At 42.8% G+C, this 25,235-nt stretch carries 22 protein-coding genes; 15 read left to right on the plus strand and 7 right to left on the minus strand.

Features of this window, described 5'->3' with window-relative positions; all coding sequences use genetic code 11:
• Positions 1-28 precede the first annotated feature (28 nt).
• Positions 29-1,405: a DUF6056 family protein gene (locus ACIZ62_RS01370; protein WP_414151109.1), complete on the plus strand. Its 1,377-nt coding sequence runs from the start codon at positions 29-31 to the stop codon at positions 1,403-1,405.
• Positions 1,406-1,423: 18 nt separating this feature from the next.
• Positions 1,424-2,788: a DUF6056 family protein gene (locus ACIZ62_RS01375; protein WP_162624501.1), complete on the plus strand. Its 1,365-nt coding sequence runs from the start codon at positions 1,424-1,426 to the stop codon at positions 2,786-2,788.
• 233 nt (positions 2,789-3,021) lie between these two features.
• Here ACIZ62_RS01375 and ACIZ62_RS01380 read toward each other — a convergent pair whose 3' ends face one another.
• Positions 3,022-4,935, minus strand: coding sequence for an LTA synthase family protein (locus ACIZ62_RS01380; RefSeq protein ID WP_414151110.1), 1,914 nt, complete (start codon positions 4,933-4,935; stop codon positions 3,022-3,024).
• Between the two features lie 113 nt (positions 4,936-5,048).
• Complete coding sequence (locus tag ACIZ62_RS01385) at positions 5,049-6,059, minus strand: LCP family protein (protein ID WP_242988480.1); 1,011 nt, start codon at positions 6,057-6,059, stop codon at positions 5,049-5,051.
• A gap of 485 nt (positions 6,060-6,544) precedes the next feature.
• Here ACIZ62_RS01385 and ACIZ62_RS01390 point away from each other — a divergent pair, with 485 nt between their 5' ends.
• The 6 genes from ACIZ62_RS01390 (at position 6,545) to ACIZ62_RS01415 (ending at position 12,517) form a co-directional block, all read left to right on the plus strand.
• Positions 6,545-7,114, plus strand: a complete 570-nt coding sequence (locus ACIZ62_RS01390) for a hypothetical protein (RefSeq protein WP_111888319.1) — start codon at positions 6,545-6,547, stop codon at positions 7,112-7,114.
• 4 nt (positions 7,115-7,118) lie between these two features.
• Positions 7,119-8,678 (plus strand): hypothetical protein, encoded by a 1,560-nt coding sequence (locus tag ACIZ62_RS01395; protein WP_414151111.1) that lies wholly within the window; start codon positions 7,119-7,121, stop codon positions 8,676-8,678.
• 255 nt (positions 8,679-8,933) lie between these two features.
• Entirely contained in the window at positions 8,934-9,704 is a 771-nt protein-coding gene (locus tag ACIZ62_RS01400) for a transporter substrate-binding domain-containing protein (RefSeq protein ID WP_111888317.1), read from the plus strand.
• A gap of 162 nt (positions 9,705-9,866) precedes the next feature.
• Positions 9,867-10,532: an amino acid ABC transporter permease gene (locus ACIZ62_RS01405; protein ID WP_111888316.1), complete on the plus strand. Its 666-nt coding sequence runs from the start codon at positions 9,867-9,869 to the stop codon at positions 10,530-10,532.
• Positions 10,513-11,241 carry an amino acid ABC transporter ATP-binding protein gene (locus ACIZ62_RS01410; protein WP_111888315.1) on the plus strand — a complete coding sequence of 243 codons (729 nt, stop codon included), beginning with the start codon at positions 10,513-10,515 and terminating at the stop codon, positions 11,239-11,241. The genes ACIZ62_RS01405 and ACIZ62_RS01410 overlap by 20 nt, the downstream gene beginning before the upstream one ends.
• 148 nt (positions 11,242-11,389) lie before the next feature.
• Positions 11,390-12,517: a hypothetical protein gene (locus ACIZ62_RS01415; protein WP_162624500.1), complete on the plus strand. Its 1,128-nt coding sequence runs from the start codon at positions 11,390-11,392 to the stop codon at positions 12,515-12,517.
• A gap of 42 nt (positions 12,518-12,559) precedes the next feature.
• Here the strand turns inward: ACIZ62_RS01415 and ACIZ62_RS01420 are convergent, their stop codons facing one another.
• Positions 12,560-13,798, minus strand: coding sequence for a glycosyltransferase family 2 protein (locus ACIZ62_RS01420; protein ID WP_204355392.1), 1,239 nt, complete (start codon positions 13,796-13,798; stop codon positions 12,560-12,562).
• A gap of 289 nt (positions 13,799-14,087) precedes the next feature.
• The gene (locus ACIZ62_RS01425; protein WP_111888313.1) at positions 14,088-14,300 is read right to left on the minus strand and encodes a hypothetical protein; all 213 of its coding nucleotides are present in this window, start codon (positions 14,298-14,300) and stop codon (positions 14,088-14,090) included.
• A 162-nt stretch (positions 14,301-14,462) separates the two neighbouring features.
• Here ACIZ62_RS01425 and ACIZ62_RS01430 point away from each other — a divergent pair, with 162 nt between their 5' ends.
• The 5 genes from ACIZ62_RS01430 to ACIZ62_RS01450 are packed head-to-tail and all read left to right on the plus strand — an operon-like array spanning position 14,463 to position 19,213.
• Entirely contained in the window at positions 14,463-15,341 is an 879-nt protein-coding gene (locus tag ACIZ62_RS01430; RefSeq protein ID WP_111888312.1) for an efflux RND transporter periplasmic adaptor subunit, read from the plus strand.
• The gene (locus ACIZ62_RS01435) at positions 15,334-16,023 is read left to right on the plus strand and encodes an ABC transporter ATP-binding protein (protein WP_111888311.1); all 690 of its coding nucleotides are present in this window, start codon (positions 15,334-15,336) and stop codon (positions 16,021-16,023) included. The genes ACIZ62_RS01430 and ACIZ62_RS01435 overlap by 8 nt, the downstream gene beginning before the upstream one ends.
• A complete protein-coding gene (locus ACIZ62_RS01440) occupies positions 16,016-17,188 on the plus strand; it encodes an ABC transporter permease (protein WP_414151112.1) in 1,173 nt (390 codons plus the stop codon). Before ACIZ62_RS01435 ends, ACIZ62_RS01440 begins: the two co-directional genes overlap by 8 nt.
• A gap of 21 nt (positions 17,189-17,209) precedes the next feature.
• On the plus strand, positions 17,210-17,881 hold the full coding sequence (locus tag ACIZ62_RS01445; protein ID WP_111888310.1) for a response regulator transcription factor: 672 nt from the start codon (positions 17,210-17,212) through the stop codon (positions 17,879-17,881).
• Between the two features lie 18 nt (positions 17,882-17,899).
• Entirely contained in the window at positions 17,900-19,213 is a 1,314-nt protein-coding gene (locus ACIZ62_RS01450; RefSeq protein WP_111888309.1) for a sensor histidine kinase, read from the plus strand.
• Positions 19,214-19,296: 83 nt separating this feature from the next.
• On the opposite strand, the gene ACIZ62_RS01455 is transcribed toward ACIZ62_RS01450, so the two are convergent.
• The 3 genes from ACIZ62_RS01455 to ACIZ62_RS01465 are packed head-to-tail and all read right to left on the minus strand — an operon-like array spanning position 19,297 to position 23,953.
• Positions 19,297-21,204 (minus strand): ABC transporter ATP-binding protein, encoded by a 1,908-nt coding sequence (locus ACIZ62_RS01455; RefSeq protein WP_414151113.1) that lies wholly within the window; start codon positions 21,202-21,204, stop codon positions 19,297-19,299.
• Positions 21,201-23,435: an ABC transporter ATP-binding protein gene (locus tag ACIZ62_RS01460; RefSeq protein ID WP_414151114.1), complete on the minus strand. Its 2,235-nt coding sequence runs from the start codon at positions 23,433-23,435 to the stop codon at positions 21,201-21,203. Before ACIZ62_RS01460 ends, ACIZ62_RS01455 begins: the two co-directional genes overlap by 4 nt.
• Complete coding sequence (locus ACIZ62_RS01465) at positions 23,432-23,953, minus strand: MarR family winged helix-turn-helix transcriptional regulator (protein ID WP_111888306.1); 522 nt, start codon at positions 23,951-23,953, stop codon at positions 23,432-23,434. The genes ACIZ62_RS01460 and ACIZ62_RS01465 overlap by 4 nt, the downstream gene beginning before the upstream one ends.
• Before the next feature lie 202 nt (positions 23,954-24,155).
• On the opposite strand from ACIZ62_RS01465, the gene ACIZ62_RS01470 reads away from it, so the two are divergent.
• Together ACIZ62_RS01470 and ACIZ62_RS01475 are read left to right on the plus strand one after the other, a co-directional pair.
• On the plus strand, positions 24,156-24,878 hold the full coding sequence (locus tag ACIZ62_RS01470; protein ID WP_111888305.1) for an AzlC family ABC transporter permease: 723 nt from the start codon (positions 24,156-24,158) through the stop codon (positions 24,876-24,878).
• The gene (locus tag ACIZ62_RS01475) at positions 24,875-25,210 is read left to right on the plus strand and encodes a branched-chain amino acid transporter permease (protein WP_111888304.1); all 336 of its coding nucleotides are present in this window, start codon (positions 24,875-24,877) and stop codon (positions 25,208-25,210) included. Before ACIZ62_RS01470 ends, ACIZ62_RS01475 begins: the two co-directional genes overlap by 4 nt.
• Positions 25,211-25,235: the final 25 nt, after the last annotated feature.

The raw sequence follows: 25,235 nt of genomic DNA on the forward strand, positions 1-25,235 counted from the left end.
GTTTTAGAGAAAGTAGGGTGAGAAAAAGATGGAGAAGGATCGTTTTGTTAAAAAGTATAAAGTGATTCAGAATTTACTGGAGTCCCAAAAAACGAATCGGATTCTTTTTTTGGCAATTCTGGTCGTAACTTTTTTATACATGTTTTTTTTAAATGTCAAAACGCCGCTGATAGCGGATGATTTTGTGTACACCTTTATCTTTGGGACATCAACGCCAGTCATGAATTTTGGTGATATCATTAATTCACAGATTTCTTACTACACAAGTTGGGGTGGCCGGGTTGTAGCAGAAACGTTGACCCAGCTGTTTATGTTTTTGGGAAAAGATGCTTTTAATCTTGCCAATAGCCTTTGCTATGTTGTTTTTTGCCTGGCGGTTTATTTTCTGGCCGTTGGCCGAAGCGTCCGCTTTGAATTATTGTTGTTAACAACAGTTCTGATCTGGTTTTTCATACCGATGTATGGCCAGACCGTGATGTGGTTAACCGGCTCCTGTAATTATTTATGGTGCGGAACCCTTATTTTATTGGCCATTCTGCCCTTTCGTTTATATGAAGAAAAACAGGGCAAACTGCTTAATAGCATCTGGTTTGGGCTGCTGATGGTTCCGCTATTTTTTATCAGTGGTATTACCAATGAAAATACGGCCGGGGCGATGATTTTGATTATGATGCTATTTTGTGGGGTTTATTATAAACGCAAAATTAAGATTCCGACATTCGCCTACACCGGTTTATTTTTCTCCATCTGTGGTTTTTTATGCATGATCTTTGCCCCGGGAAACAACCTGCGGGTAGAGAATGAGTCGGCCGTTGCGGAGGTAACCATGATGGTGGGAGCAAATCCGATTATTACCCGGCTCGCTTATTTTGCTTACAATCTGTATGCTCTGATGCCATTGGTGATTCTGGCAGCTATCGCTTTTGTGTTATTAAAAAATGAAAAAAATAAAAAAGCAGGGGTGATTTTTGGGATCTTTACAGTGGCAGCCGCAGCAGCCATGGTTGTTATGCTGGCACCACCTAAATTTCCGCCTCGGGCGATGTTTGGGTTGGCGGCGTTTTTAATAATTGCCGTGGTTTACGCGCTGGCTCAGTTTAAGCTAACCGAAAAAAGGGTCAGAAAATTTGTAATCATTCCCGGTTGTGCGATCCTGCTGTTTTATATTATGTCCTGGGGTTATGTAGGTGTTGATGCAATTACGGTCAACAAACAGTATATTGCCCGGGTTGGGATTATAGAGGAGCATAAAAATGAATCCAGCATTCAGGTGCCGAGGATTTTACCCTTGTCCAGTCACAATGGTATGTATGGATTGAAGGATGTGCAGCTTGATCCCAATCATTGGGTCAATCGGGCACTAGCGGATTATTTTGGGGTTCCCAATATTGTATTATTACCTTAAGGACGAAGGTGTGTGATTTTGGAGATATTTAGATTAAAGATTAAGAAAATCGTGAATTGGGATTTTTTCCCGATATTGTTTTTTGGCTTGCTTGTGATGAGCTTTCATTTTTTTGTCAGACCCTCTGGAGATGATATTACCTATGGAACCGTTTTTTATCATCAGCCTGTTTTGGCTTTTATCCGTGACGCTTACTATACGTGGAGTTCACGGATTGTGATCATGCCGGTTGCGGCGTTTTTTGCCGGAAATTCATTCTGGCTTTTTTCGGTTGTAAATATCCTCGTTTATGGTCTGCTCGCGGTTATGATTTCGAGAATATTTGTCGATAAAAACAGACTTAAAACCAATTGGGCGCTTATTTTTCTTTTGATCTGCGTCCCCTTTGTTTCAATGATGACAACGGCTGGCTGGGTCGTGACTAACATTCATTATTTATGGCCGTTGACGTTTGCGCTGGTGGCTATTTACCCGATTAAGAAAATTTGTGTGGGAGAAATCATCAATTGGTATGAGTACCCGCTGTATTTTCTGGCCGCCATATTTGGAATGAATATGGAACTGGTTGCGGCCATACTCGTGTCAGTTTATCTTATTTTTTGTTTGTATTTTGGTTATCGCAAAAAAAATTCCATTTTTGTCATTCTCATGGCAGCGATTCTGGTCGGCAATCTTTTCTTTATTCTTCTATGTCCGGGAAATGGTGCTCGGGAAGTATCAGAAATTGTGGCCAATTTTCCAGAATATGCAACCTTCGGATTCGTTCAGAAGTTAACAGTCTCGGCAACCTCTCATATGTTCACCATCGATCAGAATTTTATTATGCTGACGGTAATGGCCATGGCTGGACTTTTTTCCTGGCAAAAATACAAAGCCTGGCTGCCCAGAATCATTGGGATCATCCCATTTGTTATCTGCTTGATGATCAATTGGGCTCGAATTCTTGTTTTAAGTCCAAAATTCGGCTTCCTGTTTTCGGTAATAACGGGAAAATCGATCCATGATTGGGTTACCTTATCCGGAATTATCGGAGGGCAGCTGAACTTTTATCACTATCTGGGCCTCGTGTTTATGTTTATATTTGTGTTATCATTGATTGCAATGACAGTTATTTTGTTTAAGGATGAGAAGACCTTTGGCGTTGCCATTCTGGCAATCGGGGCATCCATTATGTCCCGGGTAGTAATGGGGTTTTCGCCAACGGTGTATGCGTCTGGTGCCCGAACTTTTTTGTTTCAGTATATTGCCATGGTCATCTTTGGAGTCTTGATGTACCGAGAATTCAATCCCTTAATGACGAGTAACAAACAAAACATGCTCTTTAAGCTACTTGGTTTTATGGGGGTATTGGGCTATCTGGAATCACTTTTAAAATTAATTTAAATAAAAAGCCACTCCAGGCCATCAGGTAGCGGGTGGCTTTTTCAATACGCTTTAAAGTATTTAAAGCGGCAGACTGTCAAAGAACCCGGTTTTCAAATTGAAAACCGGGTTCTTTTCGTGATCAGCAAAATGGGAGGCTTTTGAATTCCCGGTTACCGTATCGATTCGTTGTGGTGAAATAAAGGTTTCCTGGACAAATGACCCCGATCCGGGAATCGCGATCAGTCACTTTTTTATTGATCGATAGCGGTCTGTAGAATGTCATGGTCAAAAGCGTTACTGTAGCCATTTCCGAAAAGCAGGTCGTATTCAAGCAGCCAATGTTTGGCATTGAAGGCATTCGTTTCGGCAATGACTCTGTCGGCATCGATTATATCGGCGGTGAACAGAGCAAACTTGTTCTGATTGGCCCGGTTTTCTCGCTGCTCCAGTAAAATCTTCCAGTAAAGCGGCAGATTCATCTGTGCGTCTTCCAGAACCGCAGCCCCCAGCAAGTTGGCATCGAGGGTGCCCCAGTTATTTGGACTAAGGTCATAATTGTTCCAGATCACAAAAGGGGTGGTGTAAAGATTATTATAATCGGCATCAGTCAGCGGACCTTCAGAAGCAAAACCCAGCTGGCGATAGATTTCGTAATCTTCTCCCAGGGTTGGCAGGTGATCGCCAAACATCACAATAATGGTGGGCTCCTGGTTGCTTTTAAAGTAGTCAATCAATTGGCCTAATGCGGCGTCGGCGTCATAAACCCCCTGGACATAGTTTTGCAGAAGCAGTTGATTTTGCGATGAAAGATCCGGTGCATCGACGGTAACATCAAAAGCGGGGAAGTTTTTATTATCATAGCCACCGTGGTTTTGCATCGTCACGAGAAAACAAAAGGCCGGGTCTGAGGACTGGGCGCGATGATTTTCAAAATTGGTAACAACTTTTTCAACGGCGACCTGATCCGAAATATAATTTCCGCGGTACTCTGAATCAGGAAAATCAATGTCAGCATCGAAGCTGTCAAAACCGATTAGCGGATAGACATCGTTGCGGTTCCAGAACCATTTTTCATAGGAATGGACAGCCATGGTGGTATAACCATCATTTTTCAAATAAGCCGGCAGTGCGGCGGTTTCTTCCTTGATATACTGCTGGTACGCCATCGAACCAGAGGGAAGAAAGCTGGTTTTATGCCCGGTGAGCACTTCAAACTCAGTATTGGCCGTACCGCCGCCAAATTCTGAAACCAGCAAATTGCCACTGACACCTTCCTGACGGATCTGATTGACGGTGGGTAGGGGATCTGCTGAAAAACTGACATTGGGGAGCTGGGTTGGGTCAAAAAAAGATTCGCTCATAATGAAAATAATATTCGGCGTTTGAAGGGCATTTGAGTCAACCAGGGTATTTGCTTGAAAGTCAAACTCGGAAAGAAGCGCCTCGATTGTTTCGGCATTGTAGTCTTCGGGTTTATCGATCATTATATATTTCATGTTGTTCATAAAAGCGATTAAAAAGCCATTGTGATCGTAATTAATGGTCTGGTTCCAGCGCAGATCTTCAATGCCAAGGGAAGTCAGGGTGTCCTGATTAAAAATAACCTGAGAAAAACAGGACCCCAGAAGAATCCCACAGGAAGCAAAGAGAATTATTCGGGATTTAATAGAGAAGCGTGGTTCTTTTACAAGAAATGGCATCAGACTAAGGAGCAGTAATAAAATCAGCAGACCCACAAAAGTTGTCGGCAAGTTGACTTCAATATCTGAAAGCACATTAAGGGCCTCGTTTTTTAAGAAAACATCCCAGGGTAAAAAGGGTTCACCCCGGAGATTGAATTTAAAGAAATTGATCAATCCCAGACCCATATAAAAAATGACAATCAGCAGGGACGTTGTACCCAGGCGAGATGTTAGTGCATATATAAGTGCAAAGGTTAATAACACAATCAGATAGCTTAAGTAAAAGCTGGTTAGTCCATAGTCGTTTTGCCACGCAAAGAAACCTAAGAGATTGTCGCGCTGAATCAGTTCAACAAAAAAAGCAATGAACAGCGGAAAAAGAAAAAACCATGAAAAAAAATGCGTGCGGCTTAATTGCGTCGGAAGGGTAGGGTCAGGGAAAAATTGTTTTGTCGGCAGGAGCGTTTTTTTAAATCTATTCATCAGTTATCGTTCCTTAATTGGTCTTTAAATAAGTCATGACCACTGATTTCAAGAAAAAATTAGTGGTCATGATCGATATCAAGTAAAGTATTTGCTCAGGTGTTGGATTCGTTTTATTCCAAAGTATCTTTAATCTCATCACTGATAGTAGTGGCCGTTTTCGAGGGCGTATAGGCTGTTTCATAAATAAACTGATATAAGGCTTCAATGTTTTCGACCAGCGTATCGGGAACAACATAGGAAACCCCGTCCAGCATATCAAGTGAAATCAGTTCGTCGGCAGGGAAGCGACTTTGCTCAATATCTTTTGACGGCATAAGCGCCAGATTTGCCCCATACTTGATTATTTCCAGGGTGCCCAAAGAGGTTTTAACATAAGGCAAGGTGGTCATGACCAGGTTATATTGTTCTTTAAGATCAAGGTTCAAAGCCTTTGACAAGACCTGTTCAAAAACAACTCGCTGCCGTAAGGTTCGGTCAAAGTCACCGTCGCCAACATAGCGTACCCGGCAGTAGGACAGGGCCTGGGAACCGTCAACAAGCTGAGGACCGGTCTCTTCTAAAAACGGGGAACCGGTCTCGACTTTTTCATTGACATCCATCAGGTATTCGTTAACCCAGTCTAATTCTTCTTCGGTTTCAATATCAATGGTGACACCGCCCACAGCATTGACCATCGAAACCATGGCGTTAAAGTCGATGGTGATGTAATCGGTGATGGTGGTATCAAAATTCTGATTGATGGTTTGCAGCGCCAGGCTTGGGCCACCATAAGCGTAGGCCGCATTTAACTTGTCATAGTCGTATTTGGGATTGATATAAACATAGGTGTCACGCATCAATGAGGCGACTTTAACCTTACTGTGCTCATAATCGGCAGTGGCAATCATGATGGTGTCGGTCCGTTCACCCTCAACATCATCTCGGCCGTCGACGCCAAAAACAGCAACATTAACAATTTTATGTTGCTTTGCAAAGCTGGCAGCTTCATCACTAATGCCATAGCGGCTTAAATTTCCGCTTAAATTACTGGTGACATTCCCTAAGAAAAAAGCATTGACAGCAAAGCCGGAGGCCATTAGAAAAATAATAATCAACAAGATCGCCCGGATGAATTTTTTCATAAAGCCTCTGGATTTTTTTCGTTTCTTGGGTAAAGACGAGGGCAGGATGACAGGCTTTGTTTTTTCTTTTTGAGAAGTCGGTTTATATTCCGCCTTAACGGTTCTCCGTGGGCGGGTATCTTGTTTTGAATTTCGTGTTGATGTTTTTTTGGATGATGGATTTCGTTTATTTTTGATGACACTTCTTTTTTCATTATTCAAATTTATACCTCATTTGGAAATCATTGGATCTGCACATATTCACTTGCAAATCTAAAGCAGAAACGCGACTTAGGATAGACTTATTCACGTCTTCAATTTGGAAATGAGTCCGAAATATTCTATGTTTTAGACTTCTAGGGGAGTATTATATCATATTTGTAAATATTTGTAAAAAAAATATGAATAGAAAAAGTGCGGTGGATATAAATCTTGTTATACATTTTAGGAAAACTTTGTTATAATAGTAGGCAAAGAATGATAGCGAATATAGGAGTGGGGTTATTATGGCAAATGAACAGGAACTCAATGAAAAAAATGAGTACTTTGAATATGTTGAATCACGCATTGAGAATTTAGAAAAGTTGATTTTGAAAAAAGATGAAGAGTTAAAATCGTTGATCCTCAGAACCGTGCAAAATGGACCAACACAGCCCGAGAAAAGTCTGCCCGGGGATAAGTCACCAATCCATGATCAGGGGAATATTGATCGTGTCTTTAAAGACCTTAAGGAAGAAGAAACCCGTTTTCTAGGCAGTGAGGGCGAGATGCCTCATTACAAGGCTGAGGAATTGAATAACCAGCTCATCAATATCGAAAAACGCGAAAAGATGGTGCAGGACATGTTGGATTCATTGGGCACGGCTCTGGCCATTTTAAAAAAACGTCACGAAGAAGTGAATCGAAAAGAAGCGACATTGAATCGTGAGTATCAAAAACTTCAGGAAATTGAAGCCCTATACCGGGATTCAGAAGGCTTGGACGCATTGACATCAACCTTTGGGCAGATTTCAATTGATGGAGGAAGTTCGCAAGAAAACCGCAGAACCTCCCTAAAAAATGACAACAAGGAGTGATTTGATGAAACTAAGTATTGGTAAATGTTGGGGTTTGTTATTCTTTGATATTGTTGGCTTGGCCATCTCGGGATATGCTTTTTTATTAGGGTATCAGGTAATTCAGACTCTTCCTAATGCGAATGCCTATATTATTCTGATGGGTTTTTTTGTCGGCATAAAAGTAATTGTTATAGCCTTATACGATTTAAATAGAAATATGCTCGGCAAAAATATTCCTTTTATCGGTGGAGCGATCTCAATCGTGGGGAATGGCATTATCTTTGCGATGTGTTTCTTTCTGATCCCCGAGGTACCGCTTAAATTTTTTATCGGCTTAATTATTGCAGACTTTCTGATAATCACGTTATGCCATTTTCTATGGTGGGTTCTCATTGGTAAAGATGGCAGTGACACAAATGATGAGAATACCCTGGTCGAAGATCGGACCGCCAGGAAAAAAAACAAAAAAGATCCTAAAAATGGATTAAGAAGTGAGCCATTAAAAACCGAAAAGAAGCCCGAAAAAAAGGGGCGAAGCGAGAAAAAAACATGGTTATCCCGGGATGAAGAAGCGGAGTCCGAGTATGACAGCATCTTTACCAGTTTGCTGGAAAATGAAAAAAAGGGTCAGCAACGCTATATGGAAGCCCCCAAAGTCAGTGAACCGCGAATCATAGAAGAAGAAAAACGCTATCAAACCAGTGATTTTCTTAATGAAGTCAAAGAAAATCTAAAAAAAGAGAATAGAATGCCGTTAAATCAAATGGAAGTCCGAAATGAATCCGGACCGGAAGATTTGGGTTTAAAAGCAAGGCCGGAAAAAAGGCCAGTGGAATTGCCGGCAATGGAATCCAGACCGAAAAATGGCACTGGGATTGGATCAGAAGCACCGCTCAATAACCGGTCAGCAGAATTGCCAGGAAAAATGCCCTCACAGATACCAGAAATGGAGATACCTAACCCAGTCCTCCAACCCGGAAGTCAAGATCATTTTGCGGACTTGCCAACATTTAAGGAGACAAAACCCAGTTTTGAAAAAATGGAGGCATTAAAGACATCCAAAATGGAAGTGACCGATAGGGGTGACAATGAAGACGGTTTTCTTTCCATTGAGCGACGCCTGGGTTATCTGTTTCATGAAATTGAAAAGTCCATGCAGGAGACCCAATACCTACAAAGTGCGATCGGGGAGTTTCAGAAGGAAGTTGAAAACTATGAACCGATTGCCGGAGATGATAAAATTGTCGCCGCCGGGAATCTGATTCGTGAAAAATTAAAAATGATTATCGACAAACAGTTTGTAGTGGATGAGGTTTTGGATGATCTGATTCGTCTTTCAAAACTGATTAATAAACGAATTAATGATTTAGATGTGATTGAAGCGGGACTCAATCAGCGCAAAATCGCCTTGGATCAAAAGGATTTATTATTAGTTGAAGCAAAAAATCGAAACATGGTCGATAAAGAAATCGAAATCTTGCCGGAAGAAGTGGTACTCGAAAATCTCGACTCCGAGTTCATCGTGGCAGAAGGTGATTATGAATCAATCCGGAAATATCTGACCGAGAATCAGGAAGACTAGATAAAGATTAGCCAGTATCAGTTAAATTGTACGACCGGATAGATGCGTCGAGCCTGTACGGGTTTGGCGCACATCGGGTAATTTAATCGGTACGGAGCGTGCCAATTATTGGCGAAAAACGAACCATCCTTTTATCATAAACGATGGTTTTTTTTATTGCGAATTTTAAGCAGAAATGATATACTGCTCATTGTATAAAAGTGGGTGTATTGGCTAAAGATGCATCAAAACTTATTATTATTAGGAGGAAAAGAAATGAAAAAAATTACAAAGCTCGGTGTTTTGGTTATGGTCGTAGCGATGGTTTTATCATTGGCTGCTTGTTCCGGCGGAACAACAACCAGTGGTGACGCAAAGAAATATGTCGTTGCTACAGATACAACTTTCAAACCATTTGAGTATGAAAATGAAAAGGGTGAACGGGTTGGGATTGATATTGATCTCTTAGCCGCCATTGCCGAAGATCAGGGTTTCGCGTATGAATTGAAGGCTGTCGGCTTTGATGCAGCGTTAGGCGAAGTATCAACCGGTCAATCAGATGCGATGATCGCTGGAATGAGTATTACTGATGAACGAAAAAAAACCTTCGATTTTTCTGACCCATACTTTGATTCTGGTGTCGTGATGGCCGTATCATCTTCAAACGATACAATTAAGGCGTACGCAGATTTAAAAGGACTAAACGTAGCGGTCAAAACAGGAACTGAAGGGTCAACCTTTGCTGAATCGATTAAAGATCAGTATGGTTTTACAACATCTTCTTTCCCAGATTCGGCTAATATGTACGAAGATGTGAAAGCGGGAAATTCAGCGGCCTTATTTGAAGACTATCCCGTCGTTGGTGATGCTATCGCCAGCGGTGTGCCACTTAAAATGGTAACTGAAATGGAAAAAGGTAGTTCTTACGGATTTGCTGTTAAAGCCGGAGAAAATGCTGAGTTGCTTGAGATGTTTAATACTGGTTTGGCAAATGTAAAAGCCAATGGCAAGTACCAGGAAATCCTGGATACCTATATCAAAAAATAATCTGTTAGAAAAAATAACACGTTATTAATTTTGGAATCATCTGTCAGTGGATTATACCACTGACAGATGATTTCTCTAAGTTATCTAAAAGTGTTTACTTGCGTGATCCCTTGCGCGAGAGTAAAGACTATTGGACAACTGGAACCATAGAAGGAGGTTGACGTGAATATACTCGAATTAGTCGTACAGTATTGGCCCCGCCTGATTGCAGGTTTGGGTTTAACGGTTCAAATTACAATCATTTCACTTATTTGTGCCGGTATTTTAGGGATGGTTTTTGGTCTCTTGTCGGTATCAAAAAGAAAAACATTAAGAGCAATTGCTCTGGTTTATGTGGATGTTGTCCGGGGGACACCCTTATTGGTTCAGGCATTTTTTATCTACTTTGGTATTCCGCAGGTTCTGGGGATTCAATCAGATCCGGTTATTTCCGGGGTTATTACCTTAAGTCTGAATGCTGGTGGTTATCTGGCCGAGATTGTCCGTGGTGGGATTGAGTCGATTGGCAAAGGTCAGATGGAGGCCGCCCGGAGTTTGGGCTTACCTTACGGAATGGCAATGCGGAGCGTTATCTTACCCCAGGCGATTCGCACCATGACCCCGGCACTGATTAATCAGTGCATTATTACCTTAAAGGATACCTCACTTCTATCAGTAATCAGTGTGACCGAATTAACTCAAACCGGGCGGCTGATCATTGCCAATAATTTTCGCTCCTTTGAGGTGTGGTTTATTGTTGCGGTGATGTATTTTGTCATTATTATGATTTTATCAAAGATTTCAAAACGAATTGAAAGGAAAATGTCTTATGGGAAAAGTAATAATTAAGAACCTGAAAAAGAGTTTTGGTGACTTAGAAGTCCTGAAGGACATTAACCTGGAAGTGAAAGAACAGGAAGTAATCTGTATTATTGGAGCCTCCGGTTCGGGGAAAAGCACACTTTTGCGCTGTATCAATGCCCTAGAAGAAGCCACCAGTGGTACCGTTGAGGTGGATGGCAATGATATTACCAAGGCGGATGGCAATATCAACAAATACAGACAAGATATTGGTATGGTTTTTCAGCAATTTAATCTCTTCCCGCATATGACCGTCTTAAAAAATATTTCGTTTGCTCCGGTATCACTTAAGTTAAAAACAAAAGAAGAAGCCGAAGAAACCGCAATGAAGCTGCTAAGACGGGTTGATCTGGCCGAAAAAGCGAATGTTTATCCGGAACAGTTGTCCGGTGGTCAGCAGCAGCGGGTGGCTATTGCCCGGGCCCTGGCCATGAATCCGGATGTCATGCTTTTTGACGAACCGACCTCGGCCTTAGATCCTGAAATGGTGGGTGAGGTCTTAAATGTAATGAAGCAGCTGGCCAAAGATGGCATGACCATGATTGTGGTGACCCATGAAATGGGATTTGCGCGAGAGGTTGCCGATCGGGTAATCTTTATTGATGAAGGTTTTATCGTCGAAGAAGGTCCGCCAAGTGAAATTTTCGGCAATCCCAAAAATCAGAGAACCATCAATTTTCTAAATAAGGTCTTATAATTGCAATTGATTTATCAAGCCTGGATATCATAACGTTAAAAATCGATAACAAAAAATCATCTCATGTGAGATGGTTTTTTGACTTATGGTATTGATTTTACTTTTAGGGTATAATTGCCTATAGAATGCTTGAAAGGGGACTAAGAAAGTGATAATGATTAAAGAACTGTTTATAAAGTGGTCTGATTGGATAAAAATAAGGGTGCAAAAAAATAAGTTGAGAACTGCCGCCCTGCTGTCTGCCCTGCTTGCTCTGGCTGGTTTTTTTATGCCATTTATGAGCGCAAAAGCGAATCTATCGGTGTCAGGATTTATGAACAATACAGTGACGGTGATCAGTCCGGAGTATGACTTGATCAATTTTTCGCTGAGTGAGTTTGTAAAGCAGGAACCCATTGATCGCTTTGAGATATATGGGGTGCCGCTTGGTAATCTTAAAATACTGGATGTGCCGGTACTGGAGATGCTAAGAAATCCACTGCCGGATCAGGGTTACCTCAGCAGTGTGAATGAAGCCTTATCGAGTCCGGCACTGGATTACCTGGTCGATCCCAAGGTGCAGGAAATCATGGCAACCCGCTTTAATCATGGCGAAAGCATTAACGGGATGCTCACTGATGTATGGAAAATTGTTCAAAGCCTGAGAGGTCTGGCGGGTCGAGTCAATGAAGTGAGCATTCAGGCCCGACAATCCATGGATCGGGTTAACGCAGTGATGGCAACCATCGATGGCTATAAAGCGACTGCCAATGGTTTCGTTCTGTTCTTATTTCTTGTTATTCTAGCTTTAACAGCGCTTATTCTATATAAACGGGCCAGTATCAAGCTGTCTGTTTTTATTTCCGGATTGTTAGCAACTCTATTTATAGCAGTTGGGATTGGAACTGCGGTTGCCAATAATAAAATTAGTGAGCAGCTTGCCAGTTTGGCAAGTCAGGTAAACAGTGGTATTGTTGAGGTACTGCGGGCCATCTTAACTGGAACACTGGGAGATGTGGGTGCCTTTATCGCCAATTATCTCAGTGGCCAGGCAAATTTTATGATCATGTTTTTTACCCTCCGGTTAGAAGTCGGGTATTGGGTTATTCTGCTGGGTTTGGTGGGAACTTTTATACTGCTGCTTATGACAGCGAATCAAGAGCAACGGTTTAAAAAAGAAAGACAAACCGAGTTGGACGAATCGGTTTTAGCGAAAGAAATCGATCAAGCGATGAAAGTGCCGAGTGACGAACAGGCAAAGGCCGTATTAACAGAAGACGGGGAAATAAAAATATAATTTAGTCTAAAAAAAGGATGATCCGCGGATCATCCTTTTTGCTTATTCAACTAATTGTGAGATCTTAATGCTTTTGGTATGCTCAATCGGTTCCCATATTTCAATCGGTTTAATAAAACACAAAACATTAATGGGAATCCAGGAGGCCAGATAAAACCAGAAAGAAAAAACCGAAATGTTGTTGATCTGACGAATTTTTTTGCCTTCCAGCCATAATACCATGGCAGTAAAAATCACGCTGAAGATGACGCCGCCAATCGAAAAGAGAATGGCAAAGGTCAAAGCATTGGACCAGACACTGGTCGTAATAAACAGCATTCCTAAAATGATAAAGGAACAAATGGTATAAATACAGGTTAATACTTGCATAAAGGGAGCAACCAAAAACATCAGCATGTCCATAGCACAACGATTTTTATCCTTGACCACCGCGTCAATGAGTTGTTGCGAATACTGGTTAAAGCACTGAATGGTGCCGGTGGACCAGCGTTTGCGCTGAGACCAGGATTGATCAAAGGTAATCGGATGCTCATCGTAGGTAACCGCCTCGGGAACCCAGGCGACCCGGTAACCCTTGATAATGCACTGGGTGGTAAATTCGATATCTTCGGTTAGACTGAACGTTTTAAAACCTTCTTTTTTGATGACATCGGCATGCATCATAAATCCGGTTCCATTTAAGGTGGCGGACCAGCCTAATTTATGGCGGGCCAGGTTCATAAAACGATTCAGGGTCCAGTAAAACACTGATTGACAACCAGAAATCCAGGAATCACTCGGATTTTTGCTATCCCGGTAACCCTGAGCAATTTTTTCACCTGATTCCAGAACATTGTTCATTGAGGTGATAAAATGCTTATCGACCAGATTATCGGCATCAAAAATGCAAAAGGCATCGTAGACATCATTTTCTTTAAAAATATAATCAAAGAATTGAGAAAGGGCAGCGCCTTTTGACTTAACCTCAGCAGTACAGGTCATGATCTTGGCACCGTGAGAAAGAGCCACTTCTTTGGTATTGTCGGTGCAATTATTAGGAATGACATAGATATCCAGCAGTTCTTTTGGATAATCCTGCTGATGAAGGCTTTCAATGAGATTGCCAATTACCGCCGCCTCGTTTCGTGCGGCAACCACCACAGCAATGCGATTTTTGGGTGGGGAAAGGGTGTACTTATTGTGTTTGGTATAACCAAATAGGCCAATACCTAAATAGTAGATACCATAAATAAAAAACGGGATACCTAAAATAAATAACAGGGTAAAAATTTGTGAAACCATCTCTATTTAATTTCTCCTTCGTATTAAGTTATATCGATCGTTGTGAAAGCCAGCAAGAGGTTGTGTTGTTCGGATTAAATAACCACCTGATATAGTATAAATGCATTTTATTCATGACACAACCACCAGGAATTATATTCCAGGTGGTTGTGTGAGTTTATCTTCATCGCACTTAAGTTGTTTTATTTTAACACGAACCAGAGTATTTATCAAGGATAGGTGGTGTTTCCACATGCCGAAAGCATCGATATTTTAAGGTTATTCAAAGGTTTGTATTAATTTGATAGCGCTACAGATCCTCTAAATTATCTTTAATCAGGCGGGTACGTGGCATTTCAGTTTTATGCATATTGGCAAAATAGCCCCAGAGCATGATGAGTCCGATTGGCCAAATAAAAAGACTCCAGACAACTAGCCACCATTTAGAATAATAAAATGGTTTCTTTTCGGGAATATCGGATACTTGATTTTCTTTCATTAAATCTAATTCATCTGTTAACATTGTCGCATCCTCCTTTATCTTACTTATTGCATTATTGATACCCCAAAACGGAGATAAGCAACAAAAATGAAAAAACTTAAAAAATTAAAGGGTTCATTTTTGATTCACATTGAATGCTTATGATTAGGACATCAAAAATATTATTTGGAGGTCAGTAAAAAAATGGTAAAGCAAAAACGGAAAATGATGATAATTGGTGGTGTCGTATGTGCGGTGATTGTGTTGGGACTGGTCTGGGGGTATCAAACTTTTTTTAATCAGAAGTCAGAGCAGAGTACGGAGTATCGGGTGAAAAGTGAAGATATTGTCGATGATGATCGATTTACCGGGGTTATTGAAAGCCAGAACCGGCAAGAAGTGATTGCGACAAGTTCACAGCAAATCGCCGATATTTACGTGAGTGAAGGCGAGCAAGTTCCGGTAAACAAGGATCTCTACATCACAACAACAGGAGAAGTGATTCGATCAACAATTGCTGGTGAGGTATCAAAGATTTATTATGAGAAGGACAATACCGTATCGGTTGGTGGGAAAATAATGGAAATTGTTGATTATTCAAACTTGCAAATTAATTTAAAAGTTGAAGAAAATCAGTTATCCGACATCGAAGTGAATACATCCGCCGAGATTAACATTGACAGTATTGATCGTAGCATTAACGGAATCGTTTCTGAAATTAGTCGTGAAGCAACAAATGAAAAGGGCGTTGCATATTTTACAGCTAAGGTGAATTTTACCGGAGATGCGGATATTCGCATTGGTATGAATGCTGAAGTTATCATTGTCGAAGAAAGTGAAGAAGATGTTTTAACGGTTCCGGTTGACGCAATTCAATTCACCGGAGATGATAAAACCTATGTTAACATAGAAAATGATGATGGCAAAGTTGCGAGCCGCATGGTGACAACAGGGATCACCGATGGCGTAAAAATAGAGATAACAGAAGGCTTGAATGAGGGAGATATTGTGTTGATTCCAGAAATTATTTATGAAACAACGACCTTTTCCGGCCCTCAACAGACGGTGACCTCGAATGTCTGATGAAATTTTAAAAATGAATGATGTGGTTAAAACCTATATCATGGGTGAAGAGGAGCAGGTCGTTCTAAAAGGGATTGATCTTTTAATCAATCGCGGCGATTTTCTTTCCGTGCTGGGACCGTCCGGTTCGGGAAAATCCACCTTGATGAACATTATCGGCTGTCTGGATGTGCCTACTAGTGGGACCTATTATCTGTCTGGGGAACGCATTTGCGATCTGCCGGAAGCGGATCTTTCTCATATAAGGAACCGGGAAATTGGCTTTATTTTTCAGCAATTTCAGTTGCTGCAACGCTTATCCGCTCAGAAAAATGTGGAGCTGCCGCTTATTTATGCTGGAGTGCCCGAAAAAGAACGACAGCAGCGAAGTGCCCATATCTTAGAACGGGTGGGACTGGCAGATAAGATGAAAAACCGTCCTAATCAGTTATCCGGCGGCCAGCAGCAGCGGGTTGCCATTGCCCGGGCATTGGTTACTGAGCCAACCATTTTGTTGGCTGATGAACCAACCGGAGCGCTGGATCAGCAAACCGGCCATCAGATAATAAACCTTTTTAAGGAACTTAATGAAGAAGGAAAGACGATCGTGATGATCACCCACGATGCCGATGTGGCTAAAAATGGCAGCCGAATTGTCCGGATTGTCGATGGAAATCTCAGTGAGGGGGTATACAATGCTTAAGGAAAGTATTAAAATGGCATTAGAGAATATTATCAGCAACAAGATGCGATCATTTCTGACCATGCTGGGTATTATTATTGGGGTGGGATCGGTTATTGCGCTGATCACCATTGTTTCCGGAGCAACCAGTACCGTCACCGATCAGGTAGCTTCTATGGGGGCTAATACGGTGACTGTCCAGGTCCAGGGAACACCCTTGAAACAGGGGCTGACTCAGAGTGATGTCGATGAGATCTCAGAGCTTTCAAACGTAGAAGGAGTTGCCCCAACCATTTCCGGCCAGACAACGGTAACTTTTGAGGGAAACACGATGGATGAAATTAGTCTTCAGGGTAAGAATGACGTTTATTTTGAGAACACCGAAGATGTTATTTCATCCGGACGAATCATCAACATCCTTGATACCGAAAATGAAAGCCGAGTGGCATTAATTGGAAATGACATCGCCACGGAACTCTATGTGGGAAAAAATCCCATCGGCGAAGAAATTAAAATTGGTGGCATTACCTACCATGTTATTGGGATTTTGCAGGAATCGGACAACTTTGCCTCCGCCGATACCAATAATTCAGTGATCATTCCCTATACCACCGCCATGGGCGTTGTGGGAGCAAAATATATCAACAGTTTGACCGTTTATATTGCTGATGAAACTGTGGCAGAGACCACAACCCGGCAGGTTGAAGGCGTTTTAACAAAAGCCTTCAATGATGATGAAGATGGCTATTCCATTGTCAACATGCAAAGTATCCTGGATACCATTGAAGAAATGACCAATATTCTTTCGCTGATGCTGGCAGGAATCGCTTCGATCTCACTGGTAGTCGGGGGCATCGGGATTATGAACATGATGCTGGTTTCGGTCACCGAACGGACCAGCGAAATCGGTTTGCGAAAAGCGTTGGGAGCAGAACCCAAACAGATTCAGCTCCAATTTCTAATTGAATCGGTGGTGCTCTGTTTGATTGGCGGCGTTATTGGCTTTATACTCGGGGTCGTTTTGGCCTGGGTGGTAGCTTATCTGATCGGAACCAATTTTTTCCTGAGCGCATCGACTGTTATTTTAGCAATTGGCTTTTCTGCCATCATCGGCGTGGTTTTTGGTTTTACACCAGCCCGCAAAGCTTCCCGTCTTAACCCCATTGACGCCCTGCGAAGTATTTAGGAGAGAAAACAGGAGAAAAAAATGTTCAGTATTTTAATCTGCGAAGATGATAACCACATCCGCCGCCTGTTTCGGGATACCCTGGAAAAAGAAGGCTATTCGGTTTATGAAGCGGTTGACGGTGTTATGGCTCTGGAAGCGCTGGAAAAGAATCACATCGATCTGTTAATTACTGACGTCATGATGCCCCATATGGATGGGCATATCTTAACCAAAACACTGAGGGATGGGGGCTTTGAGCTCCCGATCCTGATGATCACCGCCAGGGAAAGCATCGATGATAAGAAAACCGGCTTTAAAGCAGGTACGGATGATTATATGGTAAAACCGGTGGACATTGATGAAATGCTCCTCCGGATTTTTGCCTTATTGCGCCGGGCCAAAATAGCCAATGAGCAACAGCTGGTGGTGGGAAAAACAATTCTGGATTATGAGGCCCTGACATTGAGTATCAGTGATGAAATCACAACCCTACCCAAAAAAGAGTTTATGCTACTGTTTAAACTGTTGTCAGCACCCAATCGCATTTTTACCCGGGCGCAAATTATGGATGAAATTTGGGGGTATGAAAGTGAAAGTGATCACCGTACCGTTGATGTCCACATCAAACGATTAAGGGAAAAACTGGAAAACAACCACGATTTTGAAATCATCACGGTCAAAGGCCTGGGCTATAAGGCCCGGGTTTTATAGTCTGGCCTAAGGAGTCATATGAAGAATAAAATTTTTCATTCAATCTATACAAAATTTCTGGTGACCTTTTTAGGGGTGCTTTTTTTCTCATCCACCTTAACCTTTGGCGTGATTTACTGGTCACAAGTGGGAAATGTGCTGGAGCAGATTCGGGTGGAATTGGTTAACCAGGCTCAGGCTGTTCAGACCCTGAATCAGGAAAAGTTGAGTGATGATGCCATCACTGGCTTATATACCCAAGGCATTGTAGTATCCCAAATTTATGCCAGCCTAGATGAAGTAGATGTGAGCCTGTCTGAGGATGAAATTGCAAAACTTGAAAATGGCGAGATTGTCTACCGGGACTCCCACCAAGGCCAGAACTTGCCGATGGCCCTGGGCAAACTGACCGATGGTTACGTTGTCAGCACACCGAATCTGGAGCGAAATCAAATCGCCGGTTTTGTGAACATTCAGCGAACCACCATGCTGGTAACCCTGTTAATTGGCTCGGTGCTGATTGTTATTGCGGTAGCGATGATTGCCAAACCGATTAAAGCTGTTTCGGAAGCCACTAAAAAAGTAGCTGATGGTGATTTTGATTTGCGACTAAAGGTGGTCGGTAAAGATGAGCTGGCGGTGCTGGCTCGGAATTTTAATATCATGACCGAAGCGCTTTCCCGAAACGATTATATTCATCGGGATTTTGTCAGTAATGTATCCCATGAGTTTAAAACCCCGATTGCCTCCATTAAAGGCTTTGGCAAGCTTTTAAAGGATCCGGAACTTTCGGAAATCCAGCGTCAGGAATACATTGACATCATTGTGGATGAAAGTGACCGGCTCTGGAAGCTGTCGGCCAATGTGTTAAAACTCTCGGAACTGGAAAATGGCGTTCTGGGACTGAAGAAAGAAGCTTTTTCGCTGGATGAATCGATCCGGCGGGTGGTGCTGCTGCTGCAGGAAAAGTGGGAAGCCAAAAATATCGATCTGGATATCCAGTTGGATGAAATGATCTACAAGGGCGATCAGGAGTTAATGGCTCAGGTTATTATTAATCTGTTGACCAATGCCATTCATCATACTCCGGAAAATGGTGAAATCAGGATTGATCTAAAGGCAACAGCTAAAGAAGTGATCGTTAAAATCGTCGATACCGGGAAGGGCATCACAAAAGAAGATCAGGAAAAAATCTTCGATCGCTTTTATAAAGCGGATCAATCCCGCAGTACTCCCGGTACCGGGCTGGGGCTCACTATTTCCCAGCGCATTGTCAGTCTTCATGGTGGAACCATTGCGGTGGAAAGCACTTTAGGAGCGGGTAGTACTTTTTGTGTTAGGTTGCCAAAATAAAAAAGCAGGGAGCAGCTCTGATCGTTCGTAACGATCAGAGCTGCTCCCTTTAATTACTTAACAGAGTAGGAAACTTAAATAGTTTACAGATCCTGGGCCAATTCGTTTTCTAATTCCTCAGCTTTTTCAAACTGAGAGTTGTAAAGTTTAGCATAAAAACCATCCTTGGCCAGCAGATCTTCATGGTTACCCTGTTCGACAATGTCGCCTTCATTCATAACCAGAATGAGGTCGGCATTTTTAATGGTGGACAAGCGGTGGGCGATGACAAAGCTGGTTCGCCCTTCCATCAGGTTATCCATGGCTTTCTGAATCAGCACCTCGGTACGGGTATCCACCGAGCTGGTGGCTTCATCCAGAATCAGGATTTTAGGATCAGCCAAAATGGCCCGGGCAATGGTTAAGAGTTGCTTTTGTCCCTGCGACACATTACTGGCTTCTTCATTTAAGAACATGTTATAACCATCCGGCAGGGTATGCACAAAATAGTCGACCTGAGCGGCTACGGCTGCGGCTTCTACCTCAGCATCAGTGGCATCCAGACGGCCATACTTGATATTGTCGCGGATGCTGGCATTGTAAAGCCAGGTATCCTGGAGCACCATCCCAAAGAGGCTGCGAAGATCGCCGCGGCTAAAGTCCATAATATTATGGCCATCCACGAGAATGGCACCGGATTTCACGTCATAAAAACGCATCAACAGCTTAACAATGGTGGTCTTACCGGCTCCGGTGGGACCAACAATGGCAATCTTCTGGCCTTCTTTGATATGAGCGGAAAAGTCTTTAATAACGGTTTTATCGGGGTTATAACCAAAGTTTACGTGGTCAAAATCGACACGACCAGATACTTTTGAGAGATCAAAAGCGGTGGTGCTTTCGGAAACTTCTTCTTCTTCTTCCAAAAAGGTGAAGACCCGTTCGGCAGCGGCAGTGGTTTGCTGCAAAATATTAGAAATATTGGCAATTTGCATAATCGGCTGGGTAAACTGGCGGACATATTGGATAAAGGCCTGAATGTCGCCAACACTTAAGCGTCCATTAACGGCCAGATAACCGCCTAGAATACAAACCGCCACATAGCCGAGGTTCCCGATAAAGGTCATCATCGGCATCATCAGTCCAGAAATGAACTGCGATTTCCAGGCCGAGCTGTAAAGGGTGGTGTTATAGTGGTCAAAGGTTTCGAAAGAAGATTCTTCACCGTTAAATGCTTTAACCACGTTATGCCCGCTGAACATTTCCTCCACGTGACCATTGATATGACCCAGATAGGTTTGCTGTTCGCTGAAATGGGGTTGGGACTTTTTAACAAGATTTACGACAATGACAAATGAGATTGGCACAATTAAAAGTGCCACAATGGTCATTTGCCAACTGATGGAGAACATCATAATCAGAATACCTAACAGGGTTGCCACAGAGGTGATAATTTGGGTGATGCTCTGGTTTAAGGTCTGATTGACCGTTTCAATATCATTGGTCAGGAAGGAAAGCACCTCACCATAACTGGTTTTGTCAAAATATTTAAACGGTAGTCGATTGATTTTGGCAAAAATATTTCGTCTGAGCTCATAAGTTACCTTCATCGAAATCCCGGTCATAATAAAGCCTTGGATATAAGAAAAAATCGCAGCGATGATGTAGAGACCAAGGAGCAACAGCATGATCTGACTAATATAGTTAAAATCAATGCCTTTGCCATTATCGGCAATCAGATTCATGACACCTTCAAAGATCGCCGTGGTGGCGTTTCCCAGTATTTTGGGGCCGACAATCATAAAGATGGTGGAAGCAATCGCAAAGATCAGCACAAAGAAGAGACTGATTTTATAGGCGGATAGGTAGCGGGTCAGTTTTTTAAGGCTGCCCTTGAAATCTTTGGGCTTCTCACCGGGTATCATGCCGGCGGGACCACCTGGACCCCGACCCATTCCGCCACCGCCCATGTTGCCACGTTTTGGTGTTTTAATATTTTTTTGATCGCTCATATGTTTAGTTCCTCCTCTGATAATTGTGAGGATGCTATTTCCTGATAGGTGGTACAGGTTTTTAATAGTTCATTGTGGGTTCCTTTGCCAACCACCCGGCCGTGATCCAGAACGATGATTTTCTCGGCATGCATAATGGTGTTAATTCGTTGGGCGACAATGAGCACGGTACTGTTACCGGTGTATTCTTTTAAAGCCCGTCGCAGAGTAATATCGGTTTTGTAGTCCAGCGCGGAAAAGCTGTCGTCAAAAATATAGATATCCGGTTTTCGTACCAGCGCCCGGGCAATCGATAGTCGCTGTTTTTGTCCGCCAGAGACATTGCTGCCGCCTTGGGCGATTTCCCGCTCAAAGCCGTCGGGACTGCTTTTAATAAACTCGGTAGCCTGAGCAACCTGAGCAGCAATAGCTAAATCTTCTTCGTTGGCAAGTTGATCGCCATATTTAAGATTGGAGGCCACAGTGCCGGAAAATAACACCCCTTTTTGGGGAATGTAACCAATTTTTTCGCGCAGATCGTGTTGGGTGACCTCGCGGATATCGATGTCATCGATTTTAACAGTACCCGAGGTGACATCGAAAAACCGGGGAATCAGGTTAATCAGGGTTGATTTACCTGAACCGGTGGAACCAATAAAGGCGGTTGTTTCGCCCGGATTGGCCACAAAGTTGATATCATGAAGGACATCTTCCTCAGCTCCTTCATAGCGGAAGGAGACATGGTCAAAGACCAGGGTGGTTTGCTCGTTCATTGGTAGTTTTTTTGGTTCGGCGGGATCGACAATATTCGGTTTAACGGCCAGTACTTCCTGAATACGATCGCCGGAAACGGCAGCCCGGGGAATCATAATAAACATCATCGACATCATCAGGAAGGAGAAAATAATCTGCATGGTATATTGCATAAAGGCCATCATATCACCAACCTGCATGGCTGAATCGGCGATTTGATGAGCACCGACCCAAACCACTAGCAGTGTGACGCCATTCATGATAAACATCATGGTTGGCATCATAAAGACCATCGCTCGGTTTACAAAAAGATTATTAGCGGTCGTTTCTTTGTTTACCGAATCAAAACGATTTTCTTCAAAGTTCTGGTTGCCAAAAGCCCGCACCACCATCAAGCCGGTCAGGCTCTCCCGGGTGACGAGGTTTAGTTTATCCACCAGTTTCTGGATTAGTTTAAAGCGAGGCATGGCAATGGTAAATACGACACCAATAATCATCATAATCGCTAAAACCGCCACAACGATAATCCAACCCATGGAGGTGGTTCGGCGTAGGGCCATAATAATCCCGCCAATGGCCAGAATTGGTGAATAGCAGAGAATTCGAATGCCCATAATCAGAATGGTCTGGATTTGGGTGATATCATTGGTGTTTCGGGTGATCAGTGATGCTGTCGAGAACTTATCAAACTCGGTATTAGAAAAACACTGGACCTTCTTGAAGACATCCCGGCGGAGACTTTGGGAAACCCCAGCCGCAATTCGGGCTGAAAAAAAGCCCACCGCAATGGCGGCTAAAATGCTGATCAAAGAAAGCAGTAGCATCATCGCGCCAATTTTTAAAATATAGAAAGTTTGAATGGCACCGACATCCACCCCAAGTTCGTTATAGAATTGGGTGGTGAATTGGACAGCGGTTTGAATTTGCATCGATTCAGGAGTTTGGGCAGCCTGTTCGCGGGCTTTGTCAAAGGTGTCCGGGGGCAATTGTGTGAGCATCGGCAAGGCCTGATAAAGCTGGTCTAAATCCAGATCGGTCGCGCTTTCGGCGGCGCTGGCATCGGCGGCGCTGGTATCCATTGAACGCATGGCATTGATAAATGTCCAGGTGGCTGTTCCAAAGATGGGATCCAGCGTTTTGAAAGTTTCCGCATTGGGATTTGTAAGGACATAAATACTTTGGGTTTTCAGTGTCGGGAATTTCTCGACGGTGGCGCCATAGTCTGGATTAGTAGCGTCATCCGGGCTCATCAGCAGGTAGTTATCTGACACCGTCTGCTTTTCTGCAGTGGTCATAAAGGTCGTCATTAAGGCATAGCCATCTTCGCTGATAGCTTCCGGCGTTGCGTGTTCAATCCCGTTTTGCTGGATGCCCACATTGACAATATCCGACATGAAGTTTGGCAGGTTCAGGTCGGATATCGCTTGCACAAAAAGCAGTGCCAGGGTAATGAAAAGGACCCCGAGATAGGGTTTTAAATAGCGTGAAAGCTTGATCATGTTGTTTTCCTTTCTGCATTTTCTTTCAAGTCGCCTTGTTGCTGATCGATCTGATCAAAGGCGACCGCTAATTTGTCGAGTAAAAGAACAAGGGACTGGGTATCTTCTTCACCCAGCGTGGTTGCTGCTTCATCATAGATTTGGAAGCATGACTTTGAAACATCGTCTTCGAGTTGTCGGCCGGTATCGGTAAGCTTAACGTAAACCAGGCGGCGATCCTTACTTGAGGCAATCCGTTCTACATAGCCAAGCTTTTCCAAAGTTGAAATCGTTTGAGAAACGCCAGGCATCGAAATTGCGGTTTCTCGGCTGAGCTGAGAAATTTTCACGCCGGGAGCCAACGTGAGATTGTTTAACTGAGCGTCTTTTTGCTCCTCGTCATACATTGTTTTAAGGGTTTTTAACATAAAAAATTCATGGGGTTTAAGGTCTTTCATCAGACATTTATGAATGCGACCCATACTTGACTTTTTTATGCGGTGAAAAGCGTGAAACAGTTCGTGTCCAGTTGTATTCAATGCGTACTCCTTTCGTAGATTAATGATTAATTAAAGTAATAATTAACTAACATAATAGTTAATTTACTTAAGTAAATCTATTATAAACGAAGATTGGAATTATGCAAGGCAAAAGAATTTTGAAATGCATTAACATAAAGATTTATGCTATAATATTTTGGTAACTTAAGGAAAATTAAGTATAAGGAGCAGAAAATTGAGTATGACCAAGAAAAAAGAAGCATTTAGAGAGACTTTAAAATATGCGTTTATTCAAACCCTGCCCGTTCTTTTTGGTTATCTTTTCATGGGGATGGCCTTTGGCATTCTGCTGGAAAAAGCGGGCTACAATTTTATCTGGGCATTTTTCATCAGTCTGATTATTTATGCCGGTTCGATGCAATTTGTTTTGATTGGACTACTGAGTGGCGGCATGGGGCTACTGTCATTGATTGTCCTGACCCTGTCGGTACAGAGTCGTCATATCTTTTATGGGTTATCCTTCATTGAAAAATTTAAGGCGATGGGAAGATATGGCTGGTATATGATTTTTTCACTAACTGACGAAACCTATTCGCTACTGTGCGGTATGAATATACCCAAAGAACTCAATCAGAAGCAGGTGTTTTTTACCGTAGCGGCCCTGGATCAAAGCTACTGGATTGTCGGCTGCACTCTTGGTGCGATCATTGGCAGTTTCATCGGTTTTGATACCACCGGCATCGATTTTGCGATGACAGCCCTGTTTGTGGTTATCTTTATTGAGCAGTGGTATAGCTATCAATCGCATTTGCCTGCTCTGGTCGGGATGTTTTGTGGGATCGTCTCGCTTTTTGTATTTGGTGCCAATGCATTTATTCTACCGGCGTTGATTGCCGCCGTATGTTTGCTGCTCGTTTTTAGAAATAGTATAAAACAAGGGGAGAACAAGGAGGTGGTTCAATGAGTCCGGAAATAACAACACCCTTACTGGTCGTGTTGGTGGTGGCCGTCTGTACCTTTATGACCCGCTTTCTGCCTTTTGCCCTTTTCGGTGGCGGAAAGGAAGTACCGGCTCTGGTTAAAACCCTGGGTGATCTGCTACCGCCAGCGGTTATTGCCATTCTGGTGGTTTATTGTTTAAAGGGGGTCAGCTTAATGGTGCCGCCGCATGGATTTCCCGAGTATCTTGCAGTGGGAATTGTGGCATTGCTTCACGTCTGGAAGCGCAATAACCTGCTGAGCATTGGTGGCGGAACTCTGGTTTATATGGTACTGATCCAAATGGTATTTATCTAGTCGGAAATAAAGGGAGAGACAGATG

Origin of the sequence: Acetobacterium carbinolicum, assembly GCF_047456275.1 — a bacterium.
GTDB classification, from domain to species: Bacteria; Bacillota; Clostridia; order Eubacteriales; family Eubacteriaceae; genus Acetobacterium; species Acetobacterium carbinolicum.